This is a genomic window from Pseudodesulfovibrio hydrargyri (assembly GCF_001874525.1).
Classification (GTDB): domain Bacteria; phylum Desulfobacterota; class Desulfovibrionia; order Desulfovibrionales; family Desulfovibrionaceae; genus Pseudodesulfovibrio; species Pseudodesulfovibrio hydrargyri.
This window is the reverse complement of record NZ_LKAQ01000004.1, coordinates 1665584-1683509: the sequence shown is the minus strand read 5'-3', so window position 1 is coordinate 1683509 and position 17926 is coordinate 1665584. Positions and strand designations below refer to the sequence as shown.

14 protein-coding genes are annotated in these 17926 nt (G+C 62.7%); 12 read left to right on the top strand and 2 right to left on the bottom strand.

Translation table 11 applies throughout. From position 1 onward, the window contains the following. Nucleotides 1-8 precede the first annotated feature (8 nt). From BerOc1_RS12200 to BerOc1_RS12170, 7 genes are all read left to right on the top strand, one after another. Nucleotides 9-1250 carry an NAD(P)/FAD-dependent oxidoreductase gene (locus BerOc1_RS12200; RefSeq protein WP_071545959.1) on the top strand — a complete coding sequence of 414 codons (1242 nt, stop codon included), beginning with the start codon at nucleotides 9-11 and terminating at the stop codon, nucleotides 1248-1250. 74 nt (nucleotides 1251-1324) lie between these two features. After that, nucleotides 1325-2563 (top strand): thiamine pyrophosphate-dependent enzyme, encoded by a 1239-nt coding sequence (locus BerOc1_RS12195; protein WP_071547104.1) that lies wholly within the window; start codon nucleotides 1325-1327, stop codon nucleotides 2561-2563. Between the two features lie 12 nt (nucleotides 2564-2575). Next, nucleotides 2576-3598: a TAXI family TRAP transporter solute-binding subunit gene (locus BerOc1_RS12190; RefSeq protein ID WP_071545958.1), complete on the top strand. Its 1023-nt coding sequence runs from the start codon at nucleotides 2576-2578 to the stop codon at nucleotides 3596-3598. Nucleotides 3599-3845: 247 nt separating this feature from the next. Further along, entirely contained in the window at nucleotides 3846-5708 is a 1863-nt protein-coding gene (locus BerOc1_RS12185; protein ID WP_071545957.1) for a TRAP transporter permease, read from the top strand. Between the two features lie 58 nt (nucleotides 5709-5766). Continuing rightward, nucleotides 5767-6807, top strand: coding sequence for an Ldh family oxidoreductase (locus tag BerOc1_RS12180; RefSeq protein WP_071545956.1), 1041 nt, complete (start codon nucleotides 5767-5769; stop codon nucleotides 6805-6807). 237 nt (nucleotides 6808-7044) lie between these two features. Beyond that, entirely contained in the window at nucleotides 7045-7674 is a 630-nt protein-coding gene (locus BerOc1_RS12175) for a UbiX family flavin prenyltransferase (RefSeq protein ID WP_504109385.1), read from the top strand. A gap of 94 nt (nucleotides 7675-7768) precedes the next feature. Further along, nucleotides 7769-10087 carry a methyl-accepting chemotaxis protein gene (locus tag BerOc1_RS12170; RefSeq protein ID WP_084641459.1) on the top strand — a complete coding sequence of 773 codons (2319 nt, stop codon included), beginning with the start codon at nucleotides 7769-7771 and terminating at the stop codon, nucleotides 10085-10087. A 134-nt stretch (nucleotides 10088-10221) separates the two neighbouring features. Here BerOc1_RS12170 and larC read toward each other — a convergent pair whose 3' ends face one another. Beyond that, nucleotides 10222-11187, bottom strand: a complete 966-nt coding sequence (gene larC, locus BerOc1_RS12165; protein WP_242652972.1) for a nickel pincer cofactor biosynthesis protein LarC — start codon at nucleotides 11185-11187, stop codon at nucleotides 10222-10224. Further along, nucleotides 11184-11864, bottom strand: a complete 681-nt coding sequence (larB, locus tag BerOc1_RS12160) for a nickel pincer cofactor biosynthesis protein LarB (RefSeq protein WP_071545953.1) — start codon at nucleotides 11862-11864, stop codon at nucleotides 11184-11186. Before larB ends, larC begins: the two co-directional genes overlap by 4 nt. A gap of 203 nt (nucleotides 11865-12067) precedes the next feature. Here larB and BerOc1_RS12155 point away from each other — a divergent pair, with 203 nt between their 5' ends. The 5 genes from BerOc1_RS12155 to BerOc1_RS12135 all read left to right on the top strand — a co-directional run bounded on the left by BerOc1_RS12155 (nucleotide 12068) and on the right by BerOc1_RS12135 (nucleotide 17538). After that, nucleotides 12068-12844, top strand: coding sequence for an IclR family transcriptional regulator (locus BerOc1_RS12155; protein ID WP_071545952.1), 777 nt, complete (start codon nucleotides 12068-12070; stop codon nucleotides 12842-12844). A gap of 312 nt (nucleotides 12845-13156) precedes the next feature. Then, nucleotides 13157-13948, top strand: coding sequence for a 2-keto-4-pentenoate hydratase (locus BerOc1_RS12150; protein ID WP_071545951.1), 792 nt, complete (start codon nucleotides 13157-13159; stop codon nucleotides 13946-13948). 155 nt (nucleotides 13949-14103) lie between these two features. Beyond that, nucleotides 14104-14979, top strand: a complete 876-nt coding sequence (locus BerOc1_RS12145; protein ID WP_071545950.1) for an acetaldehyde dehydrogenase (acetylating) — start codon at nucleotides 14104-14106, stop codon at nucleotides 14977-14979. Between the two features lie 12 nt (nucleotides 14980-14991). Then, nucleotides 14992-16008, top strand: a complete 1017-nt coding sequence (gene dmpG / locus BerOc1_RS12140; protein WP_071545949.1) for a 4-hydroxy-2-oxovalerate aldolase — start codon at nucleotides 14992-14994, stop codon at nucleotides 16006-16008. A 186-nt stretch (nucleotides 16009-16194) separates the two neighbouring features. Beyond that, entirely contained in the window at nucleotides 16195-17538 is a 1344-nt protein-coding gene (locus tag BerOc1_RS12135) for a UbiD family decarboxylase (RefSeq protein WP_071545948.1), read from the top strand. Nucleotides 17539-17926 lie beyond the last annotated feature (388 nt).

Here is a 17926-nt window from a genome sequence, read left to right as displayed (position 1 = left end):
GCATCTCAATGAGTACCCAATACGTAATGATAGGCGCGGGCCCCGCCGCGCAATCCGCGGCCAAGGTTATCCGGACCGCCGATAAAGACGGGGAAATCGTGTTCATCACCCGGGAAGAGACCCTGCCCTATTCCCCCGTGGCCCTGCCCTACCTGCTCGACGACATGAAGAGCGACGCCCTCTTCGCCAAGGGACAGCAGCTGCTCAAGGACCTCAACGTGTCCTTCGTGACCGGCAAGGAAGTGGCCGGCGTGGACGCCAACGGCAAGCAGGTGCTGTTCTCCGACGGCAGCTCCCAGGCCTACGACAAGCTCCTGGTGGCCACCGGCGCCTCCCCCATCCGCATCCCGGTTGAGGGGCTGACCGAGGAGGACACCTTCGTCTTCCGGACCTTCGCCGACTACGAGCGCCTTGCGGCCAACTGCTGCAAGGGCGGGGACGTGCTGATCTACGGCGCAGGCCTTGTGTCCGTGGAGCTGGCCGAAAAACTCTCCCACTCCGGCTACAACGTGACCATCGTGGTGCGCAGCCATCTCCTGCGCCGCTACTTCAGCCCGGAGACCGTGGCCACCCTGCAGAAGATGTTCGCCGACAAGGGCGTGAACATCATCAGCGGCACCACCATCGCCTCCGCCAAGAAGAACGGCGGCAAGTACGCGGTCACGCTGTCCAACGGCGAGACCAAGGACTTCGACGCGCTGGTCATGGCCCTGGGCGTGACCCCCAACCTCGTCCAGGGGCTGGAAGTGGCCGGCGGCGGCATCAAGGCCGACCAATGGCTCGCCGCCGCCGAGGACGTGTACGTGGCGGGCGACGTTGCCGCCCCGGCCGACTACACCGGGACCACCTACGAGCCGTGCCCCATCTCCCCGGAAGCGGCCAAGCAGGGCAAGATCGCCGGCCGCAACATGACCGGCGAGAAGCAGCGCTACGACGGCTGGGTCTCCATGAACTACTTCCGCATCTTCGACGAGAACCTGTTCAGCATAGGCGAGATCGAAGGCCAGACCAAGCTGGACTGCGAAATCCTCAGCACCGGTAGCGACAACAAGACCCTGAAGCTGCTCTTCGACAAGGACGTCCTCGTCGGCGTCGAGGGCTTCGGTCAGAAGGAAGCGCACCCGGGCGTATTCGCTTTCCTTATCCGCAACCGTGTTTCGGTGGGTGACAACAAGGAACTGCTGCTCAACAAGCCCCGCGAGACGGCTTTGTGGCTGATGCAGACCTACCGCGAAGAACACAAACTGTAAGAAGGAGAAGCAAAGTGACCCACCGTACTTTGTTGATAGATAAGAGAAAGTGCCCGGCGGATTGCAAGGTCTGCATGGACGCGTGCGTAAACCGCGGCGCCTTTCCCAAACAGGCCATGATCGAGCGTATCTCGCTCCCCGAAAGGGATTTCTCAACCGTCTCCACCTGCAACCAGTGCTCCGCGGGCGACTGTATCGACGTCTGCCCCACCGGCGCCATCGTCCGCAAGGATGACGGCGTGGTGACCCTGGATGTGGCCAAGTGCATCGGCTGCGGCCTGTGCAACATGAGCTGCCCCTACGGCGGCATCATGTCCGTGCCGACCATGCACAAGTCCACCAAGTGCGACATGTGCGCCCACAAGGACACCCCGGCCTGCGTCGAGGCCTGCCCGCAGAACACCCTGTCCGTGAAGGACACGGGCAAGATCTTCGAGCAGTACAACGGCGATCCGTACTCCCCGGGCCTGCAGTTCTGCGCCGGTTGCGTCATGGAGCTGGTGGCCCGCGTGCTCCTGGAGACCCTGGGCGACGACGTGGTGCTCTTCGGCACCCCGAGCTGCTGCGTACTCAGCGACAAGGTCAAGGTCCCTTACTACGGCACCCTGATGACCAACATCGCCTCCACGGCCAGCGGCGTCTCCCGCTACTTCAAGAAGACCGGACGCGAGACCCTCTGCCTGGCCCTGGCCGGTGACGGCGCCACCGCCGACATCGGTTTCGGCGCGGTTTCCGCCGCCGCGGAACGCAACGAGCGCATGCTCTACGTCTGCTACGACAACGAAGCCTACATGAACACCGGCATCCAGCGCAGCGGCACCACGCCGTTCGGCAGCTGGACCAACACCACCCAAATCGGTTCGGTGGACCACGGCAAGAGCCGTGCGGCCAAGGACGTGCCCGTGCTCATCGCCGAACACGGCGTTCCCTACGCCGCCACCGCGACCCTGGCCTACATGGAAGACTTCATCGAGAAGATCCAGAAGGCGAAGGAAGCCGCGAAACACGGATTCGCCTACCTGCACGTCTTCACCCCGTGCCCCACGGGTTGGAAGATGCCGACCAACAAGGCCATCGAGATCACCCGTGTCGCCGTGGAGACCAACTACTTCCCGCTCTGGGAAGCCCAGAACGGCGATTTCAGGTTTACCCATCAGGTGCAAGAACGCGCCCCCATCGACACGTTCATCAAGTACATGAAGCGGTTCTCGCACATGGACAAGGAACAGGTCGAAATCCTGCAGGGGCTTGTTGATAGACGCTATTCAAAAGTGAGCCGTCTGACTCTGAATAACGATCCGGAAACACTTTAAAAAGGAGTAGGTATGCGAGTTCTTAAACTGTTTGGGCCTCTTTTGGCACTGACGCTGGCGCTTGGCCTTGTCGCCCCCAGGCCGGCCTCGGCATTCGACCCGGCGACCGCGAACAACAAGGTGCGTTTCGCCTCCATGTCCGTCGGCGGTTCCTGGTACATCTATGCCGTGACCTGCACCGAGGCCATGAAGAAAGTCATGCCCCACCTGGTCGTGGACGTGTTCCCCTACCAGGGCGGCATCGGCAACCCCATCCTCGTGGGCAGCGGCAAGGCCGAAATGGGCCTGTCGTTCTCCGTGGCCTCCAACTGGGCCTACAACGGCATCGTCACCTACAAGGGCAAACCGCGCAAGAACCTGCGTGCCCTGCTGGGCGGCCTCTCCAGCCCCTACCGCATCGGCGTGGTGGTCAACGAAAAGCTCGGCGTGAACTCCCTTGAGGAACTGCTGGCCAAGAAGGGGCCGATCCGGCTCGTGACCGTGCAGCGCGGCGGCCTGGGCGAGATCATGACCTCCCTGATCCTGGAATCGTACGGCGTGTCCTACGACGACATCAAGGCGTGGGGCGGCAGCGTCTCCCACATCGATCTCGGCAGCGCCATCTCCCAGATGAAGGACGGACAGGCCGACCTGTTCATCCACAACATGAGCTACAAGATGCCCAACATCACCGAGATGTGCCTGCGCGGCGGCCTGCAGTTCCTCCCCATCGGAGACAAGCAGGCCAACTACCTGGCCGAAAAGTACGGCATCATGCCCAAGGTGTACTTCGAGAAGGGTGAGTTCAACGGCATCACCGAACAGGTTCGCTCCATCGGCTACCCCACCAGCGTCATCGCCAGCTCCGAGATGAGCGACGATATGGCCTACAACATCGTCAAGGCCATCTGCGAGAACAAGTCCATGCTCGTGGCGGCGCACGCCTCCCTGGCCGCGTTCGATCCCGCGAACGCCTGGAAGCCGGAAATCAACGGCGGCATTCCCCTGCATCCCGGTGCCGAAAGGTACTTCAAGGAAAAAGGGTACATTCAATAATGCATAGTGTCCGGCGGTTCCCGGCATTCCCGGGAACCGCCGGAAATCCGGCTGCACAAGGGGTGGAGCCGGATACGGACGCGGGAGCGGGCTGGTGCCCAGAGCCCGGGAATGCGAAAGGTCGCATACCCCCCGGGAAATCCGCCCCGTGTTCATCGTCAAAGGCTCTTGTTGCGGATTGTTAAGATAATCACTTCGGCCTGCTGGATTTGCAGGATCATGCGTGAAACTCCCAGGGAGGAAGATAATGACGGACTGGAAGGAAAACTGGCGTAAGTACGCTGTTGCCGTGGTGGCGATAAGCGTATTAATTCTGCAAGTCGCAGCCATGTATTTTACGGTGGTGCCGGTCATGGCGCACCGCGTGAGCTTCGTGTGCCTAGCGATGATCCTGCTTTTCCTCAATAAGAGCGAAAGCAAAACCGGCTCGGCCATCAACTGGCTCTTCATCGTCCTCTGCCTGGTTGACATGGCCTACGTCTTCATGGAGGCGGACCGCATCGAAATGCGCATCGCCTTTGTCGAAGACCTGGAACCGTTTGACTACTTCATGGGCGTCACGTTCATCGTCATGCTCCTTGAAGGCACGCGGCGGATCGCCGGCAACGTGTTGTTCGGCCTGGCCGCGTTCTTCATCGCATACGGCTTTGCCGGGCCGTTCCTGCCCGGCGTGCTGGCCCATACCGGCTTCAACCTGACCATCTTTCTCGAGTCGAACACCATGACCCTGGGCGGCGTGCTCGGCACGGCCACCGGCGCCGTGGTCAACTACGTGTTCTACTTCCTGCTCTTCACCAGCTTCCTGGAAGTCTCGGGCGGCGGACAGCTGTTCATCGACACGGCCATCTGGCTGGCCGGCCGGTTCCGCGGCGGCACGGGCAAGGCCGAGATCGTCTCCAGCTCCCTCATGGGCATGATCAGCGGCAGCGCCGTGGCCAACGTCGTCGGCGTGGGTTCCCTGACCATTCCCATCATGAAGGAAAACGGGTTCGACAAGGCGAGCGCCGGCGCGATCACCGCGGCGGCCGCCACCGGCGGCCAGCTCATGCCCCCGATCATGGGCGCGGCGGCCTTCGTCATGGCGGAGACGACCAACATCGACTATTCGCACATCGTCGTCGCCGCGGCTCTCCCGGCCTTCTTCTTCTACTTCGGCATCTTCTGCCAGGTGGACTTCTACGCCCAGAAGAATTCCCTGAAGGGGCAGTCCAAGGAAGAGCGTCCCGATATCCTGACCTCGACCAAGAGATACCTGCACATGATGGTCCCTCTCGGCCTGCTCGTCTATTACATCGCCACCGGTAAATCCATCATGCTGGCCGGGTTCATCACCACCGGCCTGCTCATCGCGATCAGCTTCCTGCGCCGCGAGACGTGGATGACGCCCAGCAGGATCCTGGACGGCATCGTGGCCACCGTGCGCGGCCTGCCCGCCATCACCCTGCCCTGCGCCACGGCCGGCCTGATCATCAGCGCGGTCATCGCCTCGAGCCTGGGGACCAAGCTGTCCGCCCTATTCGTGACCATCGCCGGCGGGAGCATCTTCCTGTCCCTGGTGGCGGTCATGATCGTCTGCATCATCCTCGGCATGGGCATGCCCACCATCTCGGCCTACATCATCGTGGCCATGCTCCTGGTGCCCAGCCTGATCCAGCTTGGCGTGCCCCTGCTCGCGGCCCACATGTTCGTGTTCTACTTCGCGCTGATGTCCTTCGTCACGCCTCCGGTGGCCCTCTCGGCCTATACGGCGGCAGGCATAGCAGGGGCCGACGCGAGTGAAACCGGTTGGAATGCCTTCATGTTCACCTTCGCCGGTTTCATTGTGCCGTACGTCTTCGCCTACAACCAGGGCCTGCTCATGGACGGCAGCGCCTTCTCGATCCTGTGGGTTTCCATCACCTGCGGCATCGGCATCTGGGTGCTGGCCGGGGCCCGCATGGGCTGGTTCCTCAGCAGCGCCACCATGGTCGAGCGCCTGCTTGGAGCGGCCTTCGCCTTCTGCCTGATCATCCCCAACATGCTGACCGACTTCATCGGCCTCGCGGGCGTCGCCCTGGTTCTCGCCTTCTCCTTCAAGAAGAAGCGCGCCGAGCTTCAAGTCGCTGTGTAAATAACCTGCGGCCCCGGTCTTTGACCGGGGCCGCCAGAATAAAAGGAGTAATACTCACATGAGTCAAGAAGAACAGATTGTCCTGAAAAAGGAAGAGTTGTCCGCAGTCATCCAGGAGTTGCTGACCAAGGTCGGCGTTCCCGCCGCCGATGCGGCCATCACGGCCGACGTCATGGCCGACACCAATGCCCGCGGCGTGGAATCCCACGGCGTGCGCTGGCTGGACATCTACCTGCAGCGCATCCAGGCCGGCGGCGTCTCCCCGGTCACCAAGCTCGACGTGGTTCAGGACAAGCCCAGCCTCCTCATCCTCGACGCCAACAACGGCCTCGGCCAGGTGGCCATGCACAGGGCCGTCGAGATGGGCGCGAAAAAGGCCAAGGAAAACGGCGTGGCCATCGTCGGCTTGCGCAACACCAACCATTTCGGCGCCTGCGCCTACTACACGGAAATGGCCTCCAAGATGGGCCTGGTCTCCTTCGTGTGCACCAACGCCACCCCCCTGATGGCTCCCTGGGGCGGCATCGACCTGTGCATCGGCACCAACCCCCTGTCCTACGGCTTCCCGACCAAGGGCACGCCCATCATCCTCGACATGGCCACCACCGCCTATGCGCGCGGCAAGGTGTTCGTCGCCGAGCGCAAGGGCGAGAAGATTCCCGAAGGCGTGGCCCTGGACAAGAACGGCGCGCCCACCACGGATCCCAAGGCGGCCCTCGAGGGCATCATGCTTCCGGCCTCCGGCCCCAAGGGCTTCGGTCTCTCCCTGGTCATCGACCTGCTCTGCGGCATCATGACCGGCGCCAAGTACGGCACGCACATCACCCCGATCTTCGGGACCATCGACAAGTCGCAGAACATCGGCCATTTCGCGTTCTTCCTGGACATCGAGGCCTTCGTGCCCGTGGAGGAGTACTACAACAACATCGAGGACAACATCGCGAACATGAAGAAGTCCCGTCTGGCCAAGGGCTACGACCGCATCTACATGCCCGGCGAGATCGAATCGGGAATCCGCGAAAAGAACCTCAAGGACGGCATTTCCATTCCGAAACCCACCTGGGACGTCCTGCAGGAGTGGAAAGCCAAGCTGGCCTAGGATTTGGGCGGCGTGGCCCGGCCCCATTCCAACCCCTACGCCACCCCATGGCCACGCCGTCCCTTTTCCCGCGCCACAGTCGCTTCGGGAAAACTCCCCGAAATGACGACTTAACGGCAACCGACGATTCCCCCGGGCCGCCACCGCGGCGGTCCGGGGGAAAGAGAGTTCAAGGGAATCCGAAATAATCAGCCGCATTGGATGGATTTCGGATTCCCATTCGTTTTATAACAGGGTATGCGCCGACCGTCTTCCATGCGAAGATGCGGACGAATTCGGCAAACGTGTGAGGAATCTATGCGGATAATAGTCGGAATAACGGGAGCCAGCGGCGCGGTGTACGGCCTGCGCCTGTTGCAGGAACTGGCCAAGCTTGGGCACGAGGTCCACGCCACGGTCAGCAACAGCGGCTGGAAGGTCCTGGATCATGAGTGCGGGGCGGACGCGGACACGATTCGTCCCCTGGTGCACGCCCTCTACGCCGTGGAGGACATTGCGGCCCCGATCGCCAGCGGCTCGTTCAGGGCGGACGTCATGGCCGTCGCTCCCTGCACCATGCGCACTCTGGCGGCCATCTCCTCGGGGCTGGCGGGCAACCTGCTCTGCCGGGCGGCCGACGTCATGCTCAAGGAACGCAAGAACCTCGTCCTCGCCGTGCGGGAAACGCCGCTGAACGCCATCCATCTGGAAAACATGCTCACCCTCGCCCGACTCGGAGTGGGCATCGTCCCGGCATGTCCCGGTTTCTACCACGCCCCCCGCACGCTGGACGATCTGGTGTCCATCATGGTGGGGCGCATCCTGGACAGCATGGGTATCGACAACGACATCTTCACCCGTTGGGGCGGCTTCCCCGAAGACCGCTGAACACAGCTCCCCCTTCTCCGCCAAACGGGGCCTGACCATACAAGCCGGACCACAGACATTTTGTTGGCGCTTAAAAAAAAACAGGGACACCATCATGCGAATCGGTATCAACAACGTCCTTTTGTTCGCCGTCACCTCCTCGGTCTTTGCAGGCATTCTCGTCATATGCCTCTATGCTTCCTCCTCAACCTTCAACATCTCCTCTGACATCCACGCGGCCTCACTCCAGCAGACCGCTAAATCCACCAAGACCTTTCTTTCGTATTACCTCCAGCAGGCCCAGGAAATGGTCTCGGACATCGCCGTGTTGCCGGCCGTCTCCGAATCCCTGACCAATAATCCGGCCAGGGCCCAGAAACTGCTGGACTCCTTCGTCGAGAAGTCGAAGATGTTCAGTTCGCTCATCGTCCTCGACCCCACGGGCAAAGCCGTGGTCGGGCACGTCAAGGGCGGCAGGATGGCCGCGTCCTATGCGGGAAGGGCATACGTCCAGGCCATCGCCGCCGGAGCCGACTCCTACGTCACCAGGAATATCGTCCGGGGCAAGACCTCGAAGGCCCTGCTGTTCGTGGTGGCGCACGCCGTCCGCGATGAGCAAAACAACCTCCTGGGCCTGCTCATCGGAGCGGTTCAGTGGGAAGGCTTTACCAAGACGTTCATCGATCCCCTCAAGTTCGGAGAGAGCGGCTATGCCTACATCATCGACCAGACGGGCCGCATCATCGCCCATGGTGCGGACAAGAACCTGATCCTCGATCCCGAATTCGACACCGGCCTCAACGCCGAGGCCCTCAGGCTCAAGAACGGCATCTTCGAGGACGAGGTCGACGGGCAGGATAAATACGTGGCCGTGGCCGACGTCCCGGAAACGGGCTGGATAGTGTGCATGTCCGCCTCCGTGGACGAAATGAACGCAAGCGCGGCCCGCCAACGCAACATCCTCCTGCTGGTGGGCATCCTCGTCCTGGTGGCCGTGGTGGCCATCATCGTCCCGTTCAACAACCGGTTCATCCTGAAACCCCTCGCCCTTATGGGCAACTTCACCAAACGGGTGGCGGACGGCGACTTGCTCGGCAAGCTGGAGGGCTCGTTCCGCTTCGAACTGTCCGCGCTGGCCGACAACCTGCGGCAGATGGTGGAGGAGCTCAAGAACAAGCTGGCCTTTTCCGAAGGGGTGCTGCGCGGCATTCCCGCGCCGTGCGCCATCCTCTCCCCGGACCACAAGCTGAGCTGGGCCAACCAGCTGGCCTGCGATTCCCTGGAAAAGAACGGGGGCCCCGAGAACCAGGTGGGCCAGACCGCCGGAGCGTTCATGTACGGCGACTCCTCCAGGCAGACCATGGCCGACGACGCGCTGGCCAGAAAGGAGGCGATCAACGACCTGTTCGAACACGAAACCGTGTCCGGGGAGAAACGGACCTTCGACTTCACCTCCACGCCGTTCTTCGACCTGGAGGGCGAACTGCTCGGCTCCTTCTCGTTCTGGACGGACCAGACCGAAATCTATGCCCAGAAAAAGCGCATCGAGGAGCAGAACTCGGTCATCGCCCACACCGCGGCCGAGGCCTCGATCGTGGCCAACAACATGGCCTCTGCGGCCCAGCAGCTGTCGGCCCAGATCGAGGAATCCACGGACAACGCCAACCGCCAGCGCGACAAGATCCAGGAGACGGCCACCGCCATGGAGGAGATGAACGCCACCATTCTCGAGGTGGCCCGCTACGCCTCCGAGACCGCCACCAACGCGAGCAGTGCGCAGACCAACGCGAACGAAGGCTCCGCGCTGATGGACGAAGTCGTCGATTCCGTGCAGACCATCAGCGAGGAGACCCAAATCCTCAAACAGAACATCCACGACCTGGGCAACCAGGCCCAGGGAATCGGCTCGGTGCTCTCGGTCATCACCGACATCGCCGACCAGACCAACCTGCTGGCCCTGAACGCGGCCATCGAAGCGGCCCGGGCCGGAGAGGCCGGACGCGGGTTCGCCGTGGTGGCCGACGAGGTCAGGAAGCTGGCCGAAAAGACCATGCAGGCCACCGGAGAGGTGGGCCGGGCCATCACCGACATCCAGAAAGGCACCCAGGACACGGTCAACAGGGTCGAACGGGCCTCGGAGTTCGTGGGCCAGGCCACGGAAAAGGCGGAGCGCGCGGGCGCGAGCCTGTCCGAAATCGTCACCCAGATCGTGGCCGCCGGAAGCCAGATCACCTCCATCGCCACCGCGGCCGAACAGCAGTCCTCCACGTCCGAGGAGATCAACAAGGCCATGGACGACATCCGGGAGTTCACTGCGGATTCGACGGACTCCATCAGCCAGTCCAACCGGGCCGTGGCGGAACTGGCCGAACTGGCTGGCCGCCTGAACGGCCTCATCGGGGAACTGGAAACCGAGGAATTCCGCCCCGCCTAGGCGGCGTTTCGCGGCAATCCTCCACCGGACGGGCGCGATTGCCCGGTCCCACGATCACGAAAAAACCTCCCCGCACAGGCCTGCGCGGGGAGGTTTTCCATCGTTGAGGCAAGATGCCTCCTGTCGGCGGCAGGCTATGCGCCCGCGGCCCCGATGGCCCAGATGGCGCCGTTGGGGGCGTCGGGAAACACCTTGGTGCCGTAGCTGATGACGCTTTTGTGCATAACCATGTTCGGCCAGGGACCGAAGTCCGCTCCCAGGGCCTTGAGCAGGGCTATGGCCGTGGGGGTGACCGTCTCCCCCTGCCCGGCGAAGCCGCAGACCGGCACGTTTTCCAGGAGGCGCAGAACGGCCGGGGCCGGGGACGGCACCTTGCCGTGGGCGCACTTGACCACGCCGTCGGCCAGGGGCAGGGGGTTGCACACGAACCGGTCGGGCTTGAGCATGACGAAGAGGCGGCAGACCAGACAGATGTCCAGGATGCTGTCCAGGGCGCCGACTTCGTGGAAGGTCACCTCCCGGCTCGGCATCCCGTGCACCTCGCCCTCGGCCTGGGCCAGAATGGTGAACGCCTTTTTGGCCGGCTCCTTGGCTTCGTCCGGCATGGCCCCCGCCTCGATGATCTTGAGGATGTCGGCCAGATTCCTGTGCGCGTGCTCGTGGGGCAGGGTCACCTTGCAGCCCACACCGGCGATGCTGTTCACGGACCGGGGCTCGAGCTGTACGGAGCCGCACAGGGAATCCAGCCCCAATTCTCCGGCAAGCCCATCCAAGTCCTTACTATCAAGGCCTGCCAGCGCGGCCAGGCCCGCCAGCATGATGTCCCCGGATAGGCCGCTCGAGGCCCGGACCGTCAGGACCCGGCCGCCGGTCGTGGGCACCGCATGATGGTGGTCGTGTTCATGGTGGTGCCCGTGATCGTGCTCGTGATGGTGTTCATGAGAGTGCGCGTGCCCGTGTTCGTGATGGTCATGGTGGTGATCGTGCCCGTGGTGGCCGTGTTCATGGGGTTCCGAAACAGGGCTGCAGGGCGCGGCCTGTCGATCCTTGTCCTCGGGCATGGTCCGGGCCTTGCGCTCCTTGGTCTTGTCTTCACTCATTTCAGGACCTCTTTTTGCGAAAGCAGGTTGATGATGCGTGCCGCCGCGCATGCGGCCCCGTATCCGTTGTCGATGTTCAGAACGCCGATCCCCGGGGCGCAACTGACCAGCATGGACGCCAACGCGGCCTCCCCCTCGTGGGCCATGCCGTATCCCACGGAAGTGGGCACGGCGAACAGGGGCTTGCCGGAAAGTCCGCCCAGGACCGACGCCAGGGCGGCGTCGAGTCCAGCGACCACGACGATGACGTCCGCGCTTTCCAGCTTGGGCAGGCTGGACGTCAATCTCCAGAGGGCGGCCACGCCGTTGTCCTCGAACACATTGACGGTGATGCCCAGGTACTGCAGCGTGCGCACGGTTTCCCAGGTGACGCTTCCATCGGCCGTTCCGGCCGAGACCACGGCCACCTCCCCGCCGCCCCGCCGGGGCAGGGGCCGGGTGTATGCGGTGCGCGAAAGGGGGTGATAGTCGTAAGCGTCGCGCACGACGGACGGCGCGGCCTCGATCACTTCCCGGTCCAGCCGGGTGAACAGAATCGGAGCCTTGCCCGCCCCGGCGTGATCGGTCAACAGCGAAACGACGGCCTCCCGGCTCTTTCCTTCGCAGAAAACCGCCTCCGGAAGGCCTATGCGGGCCTGCCGATCATGGTCAAACAGTATTCCGTATGAATTATGCATAGCCATATCTGTTATCCAAATACATCCGTTGTTTAAAATAGTCCCATTATTAAATGGTAATAGGTGCCATACGAGCTCGGCGGCCATGAAATGGGACACTCATTCGTTCCATATTGTCGCACTTTATTTGACAATAAAAAACTCCATTGACAAGATCAAGGCCTTCGGCCATAATCTCAAAAAAAGATAAGAGGAGAACCTGGATGCTCAAGGACGGTCACAAAGTCCCCATCAAGTCGGTCGGGCACGCGTTGAATATTTTGGAATGCTTCAGGCACAACGAAGACCTCGGCATATCCGAAATCGCCTCGCAGCTCGGCCGCTCCAAAAGCACCATACATGCTTTGGTCAATACGCTTTCCCAGTGGGGGTTCCTTGAGCAGAACACCGAGAACCGGAAGTACCGGCTCGGCATGTCCCTCCTCGAACTGGGATATATCGTCCGCGACAGGATCGACATCCGCCGGGAGGCCCGGCCGTGCTGCCAGACTCTGGCCGAGCGGTTCGACACCACCGTGCACCTGGCCGTCGTGTCCGCCGGCGAGGTGATCTACATCGACAAGGTCGACTACGGCTCCTCGACGGTGACCTACTCGCGCGTGGGCAAGCGGGCTCCCATGTACTGTACCGGTATCGGCAAGTCCATTCTCGCCTACATGCCCATGGACCAGCTCGAGAAGTACATCTTCTCCAAGCCGATGGAAAAATTCACGCCCAATACCATCACTACCAAAGAAGCCCTGCTGGAGGAACTCGACACCATCCGCCGCCAGGGCTACGCCATCGACAACGAGGAAATCGAAATCGGCGTCAAGTGCTTCGCCGCCCCGGTCTTCAACCGGGAGGGAACGCCGACCCACGCCATCAGCATGTCCTTTCTGCAGGCAAGGCTGGGCAACGAGGCTGTCACGGACATGGTCACCAAGATCAAGGAATGCGCGGAGAACATCTCGGCGCGCATCGGGTATACCGGATCATAACCCGGCGTCTGTTCACGCACAAAGAATCTTAAAAATTTCAGGTTGTGATTTTTGGATTCTTTTTTTATACATATTATACCGAACGCGGTTCTTTAATAACGAACACCATGTGCGTTTTCATCGAGGCAACAGTCTCCGGCTCATGCACGGGCCGGAAAGATGAAGCGGATGGTCAACCAAGGCAGAATGTGTTTTGACCCCAGAGGCCCGAACCAAGCGGACCGGCCGGGACTTTCCCGGCGCGGGAACGGTGCGGGAACCGGACACCATACACGCTGTGCAACTCTTAACGTATCATAAGGTAGAGTAAACATGACTACTTCATTCGACGTTGCCAAGGCCGCCGCCGAACTGGCCAAGGCGGAGAAAGACTGCCGCCAGATTGCCCCGCTTACGCAGACGTACCCGGGAATGACCGTTGAGGATGCCTACGCCGTCCAGTTGGAGAACGTGCGGGCGCGCAAGGCCGCCGGCGAAAAGGTCATCGGCATGAAGATCGGCCTGACCAGCAAGGCCGTGCAGAAGATGCTCGGCGTGGACGAGCCCGACTACGGCCATCTTTTCGATTCCATGTTCATCGGCGAAGGGCAGCCGTGCCCCATGGCCGGGCTGATGCAGCCCAAGGTCGAAGGGGAACTGGCCTTCTGTCTGGGCAAGACGCTCAAGGGCCCCGGGGTGACCATGGCCGACGTCTACGCCGCGACCGAATACGTCATCCCCTCCATCGAGATCGTGGATTCCCGCATCAAGGACTGGAAGATCACCCTGCGCGACACCGTCGCGGACAACGGCTCCGCCGCCCGGCTCGTTCTGGGCGGACGCATGCGCCCCATCGACGCGGTCGACATGCGCCTGACCGGCATGACCCTGGAAAAGAACGGGGAGCTGCTCTTCTCCGGCACCACCGCCGAAGTCCTGGGCAACCCCGCCGCGTCCGTGGCCTGGCTGGCCAACAAGCTGGGCTCCTTCGGCATCGAACTGACCGAGGGCAGCATCATCCTGGCCGGGGCCGTGACCGCCATGGCCGTCGTCGAGCCCGGAGACAGCATCACGGTGTCCTTCCACGGCATGGGCAGCGTCACCACCGTCTTCACCGGAGAATAATCCGAAGCGAAAGTCGGTTCCGGCAGCCTTCGGCCGGGTGAGCGCGCCCTTTGCCACTCATCCTGAAATGCTGAACTGGCGCCACGGTCCCGGACGCCGAACCGGCGTACCGCGCCGAGCAGACGCCAACATATAAACCAGAAAGGATTACTGTCATGGACAAAATCAAAGTAGGCATCATAGGTCCCGGCAACATCGGGTCGGATCTCATGTTCAAGGTCATGAAAAGCCGTTATCTCGAGATGTCGATGATGACCGGTATTGTGGAATCCGAAGGGATCAAGCGTGCCAACTCCATGGGTATCAAGACGTCCATCGAAGGCTGTAAGGCCATCCTGGAGGAAGAAGACATTAAAATCGTGTTCGAAGCCACCAGCGCCAAGGCCCACCTGATGAATGCCCCGCTGCTCCGCGAAGCCGGCAAGATCGCCGTGGACATGACTCCCGCGTGCGTGGGCGCCCAGGTGGTTCCCTGCGTCAATCTTGATTCCGTGGCCGACATGGACAACTTCAACATGGTCACGTGCGGCGGACAGGCCACCGTGCCCATCGTCTACGCCATCAACCAGGCGGCCGACGTGGAGTACGCCGAGATCGTGGCCGCCCTGTCCTCCAAGAGCGCCGGACCGGGCACCCGCGCCAACATCGACGAATTCACCGAAACCACCTCCAAGGCGCTGGAAACCATCGGCGGCGCCGACCGGGGCAAGGCGATCATCGTGCTCAACCCGGCCGAGCCGCCCCTGATGATGACCAACACCATCTACGCCCTGGTCCGCAACCCGGACCGCGACGCCATCATCGCCTCGGTCAACGACATTATCAAAAAGGTCCAGGCCTACGTGCCCGGCTACCGCCTGCGCGTGCCGCCGACCATCAACGGCAACAAGGTGACGGCCATCGTCGAGGTGGAAGGCGCCGGCGACTTCCTGCCCTCCTACTCCGGCAACCTGGACATCATCAATCAAGCGGCCGTCGCCGTGGCGGAAAAAGTGGCCGCGCGCATGCTTCAAATGGAAAGCGCGGCTTAAAGGAGACGCATCATGCAGAAATCCATCAAGATCATAGATACAACGCTCCGGGACGGCAGCCACGCCGTCAGCCACAGCTTCACCCCGGAACAGGTCAAGGCCATCGCCGGCGGACTGGACGCGGCGGGCGTGGACCTGATCGAAATCACCCACGGGGACGGCCTGGCCGGCTCCTCCATCAACTACGGCTTTTCCGAGCACCCCGAGCTGGAACTCATCCGCGCGGCCAGCGAGGTCGTCAAGAACGCCAAGCTGACCGTCCTGCTGCTGCCCGGCATCGGCACCATCGAGGACCTGGAAATGGCCCGCGACGCCGGCGCCACCGCCGTGCGCATCGCCACCCACTGCACCGAAGCGGACATCGCCATCCAGCACATCCGGTACGCCAAGGAACACGGCATGTTCACCGTGGGCTTCCTGATGATGGTCCACATGACCAGCCCCGAAGAGCTGGCCAAGCAGGCCCTCGTCTTCGAGGAGGCCGGTGCGGACTACATCAACCTGGCCGACTCCGCCGGGCACCTGCTGCCCAACGAAGTGCGCGCCCGGGTCAAGGCCGTCAGGGAGGCCGTCAAGATTCCCGTCGGTTTCCACGCCCACAACAACCTCGGCGTGGCGGTCGCCAACTCCCTGGCCGCGGCCGAGGAAGGCGCCCAGTATCTGGACGCCACCCTGCGCGGCCTGGGCGCCGGAGCGGGCAACGCCCAGTCCGAAGTGCTGGCCGCCGTGCTGAACCGGGCGGGCTTCGAGACCAAGGCCGATTTCAACACCCTCATGGACGTGGCCGCGGAGTTCGTCGATCCCGTGATGAAGCGGCCGCAGGTCATCTTCAACGACGCCATCACCATCGGCTACGCCGGGGTCTACTCCAGCTTCCTGCTGCACGCCCGCAACGCGGCCGAGACCTATGGCGTCAACGCCAGGGAGATCCTCGTGGAACTGGGCAAACGCCGCATGGTCGGCGGCCAGGAAGACATGATCATCGACGTCGCCCATGAGATCGCCCTCCAGCAGGGACAGACGAACTAGCAACCGCCTTCGCGGGTTCCGCCCGCCGTTCGCAACGGACGGAACCTGCGCCGGTTTTGACCCGGCCCGATCCTGAAAAGGGACGGGCGGCAACTTGACAGACGCCCGGCAGCGTCATAGCAGCAACCGGATGGACCGCATTCCGGGGGATGCAATGACCCGGCGATGAACATACAGGGAGAGCGCATGCAACCGATTTTACGGACCTGGCTCCGGCAGTTGGAGGAAGAAGGTCTTCTCAAGCGGATCAAAAAGGCCGTGGACCCGGCTTTTGAACTCGCTTGCGTGGGGAAAAAGCTCGAACCGGACTACGGTGTCCTTTTCGAAAACGTCAACGGCTTCTCCATGCCGGTGGTCACCGGCCTCGCCACCAGCCGCGACTCCATGGCCAAGGCCCTGGGCCTGACGTACACCGAATTGACCGAACGGTTCAGCGAGGCCATCACCAGCCCCACCCCCTGCACCGTGGTCGAGCCGGAAGGCCTGGCCGTCAAGGAGCGCAAATTCATCGGCGACGACGTCGATCTGCGCTCGCTGCCCGCCTGCGTACACCACGCCAAGGACAGCGGCCCGTTCCTGACCGCGGCCATGTGCATCGTGCGCGATCCCGAGACCGGCATCCGCAACGTCAGCATTCACCGCCATGAGGTGAAGGACAGAAATCACCTCGGAGCGCTGCTCCTGCCGCGCCATACCAGCCAGATTTTCAACAAGCTCGAATCCCAGGGCAAGCCCCTGGAAGTGGCCCTGGTCATCGGCGCGCACCCGGCCCTGCTGCTCAGCTCCCAGGCGACCACCCGCCTGGGCGTGGACGAGCTGGAGATCGCCGGAACCCTGCTCGGCGAGCCGCTCAAGGTGACCCCGTGCGAGACCGTGGACCTGGAAGTGCCGGTGGAGAGCGAGATCGTCATCGAAGGCCGGCTGCTGGCCAATACCCGCGAGGACGAGGGACCGTTCGGGGAATACCCCAGGACCTACGGCCCGCGAGGCAAGCGCCACGTCATCGAGGTCACGGCCATCACCCACCGGGCCGAGCCCATCTACCACACGATCATCCCGGCCAGCATGGAGCACCTGCTGCTCGGCGGCGTGTCCCGCGAGGCCAGCATGCTGCAGCTCATCCGCCAGGCCACGCCCAACATCATCGACGTGCGGCTGACCCCGGCCGGCGGCTGCCGCTACCACGCGGTCATCCGGCTCGACCAGAAGCACGAGGGAGAGGCCAAGAACGCCATCTTCGCGGCCCTGGCGAGCAGCACGGAAGTCAAACACGTCGTCGCCGTCAACCCGGACATCGACATCGACGACATGCGCGACGTGGAATGGGCCATAGCCAACCGGGTCCAGGGCGGCAGGGACGTCTTCATCGTCCCCGGCGCCATGGGCAACAAGCTGGACCCCTCCTCGCGCGACGGGGTGAGCGACAAGATCGGCATCGATGCGACCATCCCCTTGGGCCAGGACTGCGAACGTTTCGAAAAAATGTGCATTCCCGGGTACGAGTCGTTGTGCCTGGAGGACTATATCTGACCGGGGCGGCACCGCCCCGGTCCAAGAGAGGACATGGCGCCCGACCGAAAGAAAGGCGCCATCCCCGGAACAACATTCTAGATCGTTTCGCCAAGCTGGCCGGAACATGGAGACACCACCGACACCCTCTCCTGCCGAGAATCCCGGACGCCCCCACCCGCCGATAGTCCTCCTAGATCGGCCCTCTGTCCGGACCAGCCTCACTCGGCAAAAAAGGTGATGTGATGGAAGACGGAGACATACGGGTCCGGCCCGCCAGTGCCCGAACAGCATGAGCGGCCGGCCCAGCCCCCAGAGAAGCACCAGACCAAGCCTATGTCGACGCACTCCATCACCCATGCGTCCCATGCCAGCGAAACCGCCCGGGAGGAGGATCGGCCTCCTCCCG

Bases quoted from the DNA above. Each gene is read 5' to 3' on its own strand.
- larB (WP_071545953.1), bottom strand. From the start codon at position 11,864: ATGCATAATTCATACGGAATACTGTTTGACCATGATCGGCAGGCCCGC.
- BerOc1_RS12170 (WP_084641459.1), top strand. From the start codon at position 7,769: ATGCGAATCGGTATCAACAACGTCCTTTTGTTCGCCGTCACCTCCTCG.
- BerOc1_RS12145 (WP_071545950.1), top strand. From the start codon at position 14,104: ATGGACAAAATCAAAGTAGGCATCATAGGTCCCGGCAACATCGGGTCG.
- BerOc1_RS12135 (WP_071545948.1), top strand. From the start codon at position 16,195: ATGCAACCGATTTTACGGACCTGGCTCCGGCAGTTGGAGGAAGAAGGT.
- BerOc1_RS12195 (WP_071547104.1), top strand. From the start codon at position 1,325: ATGGACGCGTGCGTAAACCGCGGCGCCTTTCCCAAACAGGCCATGATC.
- BerOc1_RS12150 (WP_071545951.1), top strand. From the start codon at position 13,157: ATGACTACTTCATTCGACGTTGCCAAGGCCGCCGCCGAACTGGCCAAG.
- BerOc1_RS12190 (WP_071545958.1), top strand. From the start codon at position 2,576: ATGCGAGTTCTTAAACTGTTTGGGCCTCTTTTGGCACTGACGCTGGCG.
- BerOc1_RS12155 (WP_071545952.1), top strand. From the start codon at position 12,068: ATGCTCAAGGACGGTCACAAAGTCCCCATCAAGTCGGTCGGGCACGCG.
- BerOc1_RS12175 (WP_504109385.1), top strand. From the start codon at position 7,045: ATGCGCCGACCGTCTTCCATGCGAAGATGCGGACGAATTCGGCAAACG.
- larC (WP_242652972.1), bottom strand. From the start codon at position 11,187: ATGAGTGAAGACAAGACCAAGGAGCGCAAGGCCCGGACCATGCCCGAG.
- dmpG (WP_071545949.1), top strand. From the start codon at position 14,992: ATGCAGAAATCCATCAAGATCATAGATACAACGCTCCGGGACGGCAGC.
- BerOc1_RS12185 (WP_071545957.1), top strand. From the start codon at position 3,846: ATGACGGACTGGAAGGAAAACTGGCGTAAGTACGCTGTTGCCGTGGTG.
- BerOc1_RS12180 (WP_071545956.1), top strand. From the start codon at position 5,767: ATGAGTCAAGAAGAACAGATTGTCCTGAAAAAGGAAGAGTTGTCCGCA.
- BerOc1_RS12200 (WP_071545959.1), top strand. From the start codon at position 9: ATGAGTACCCAATACGTAATGATAGGCGCGGGCCCCGCCGCGCAATCC.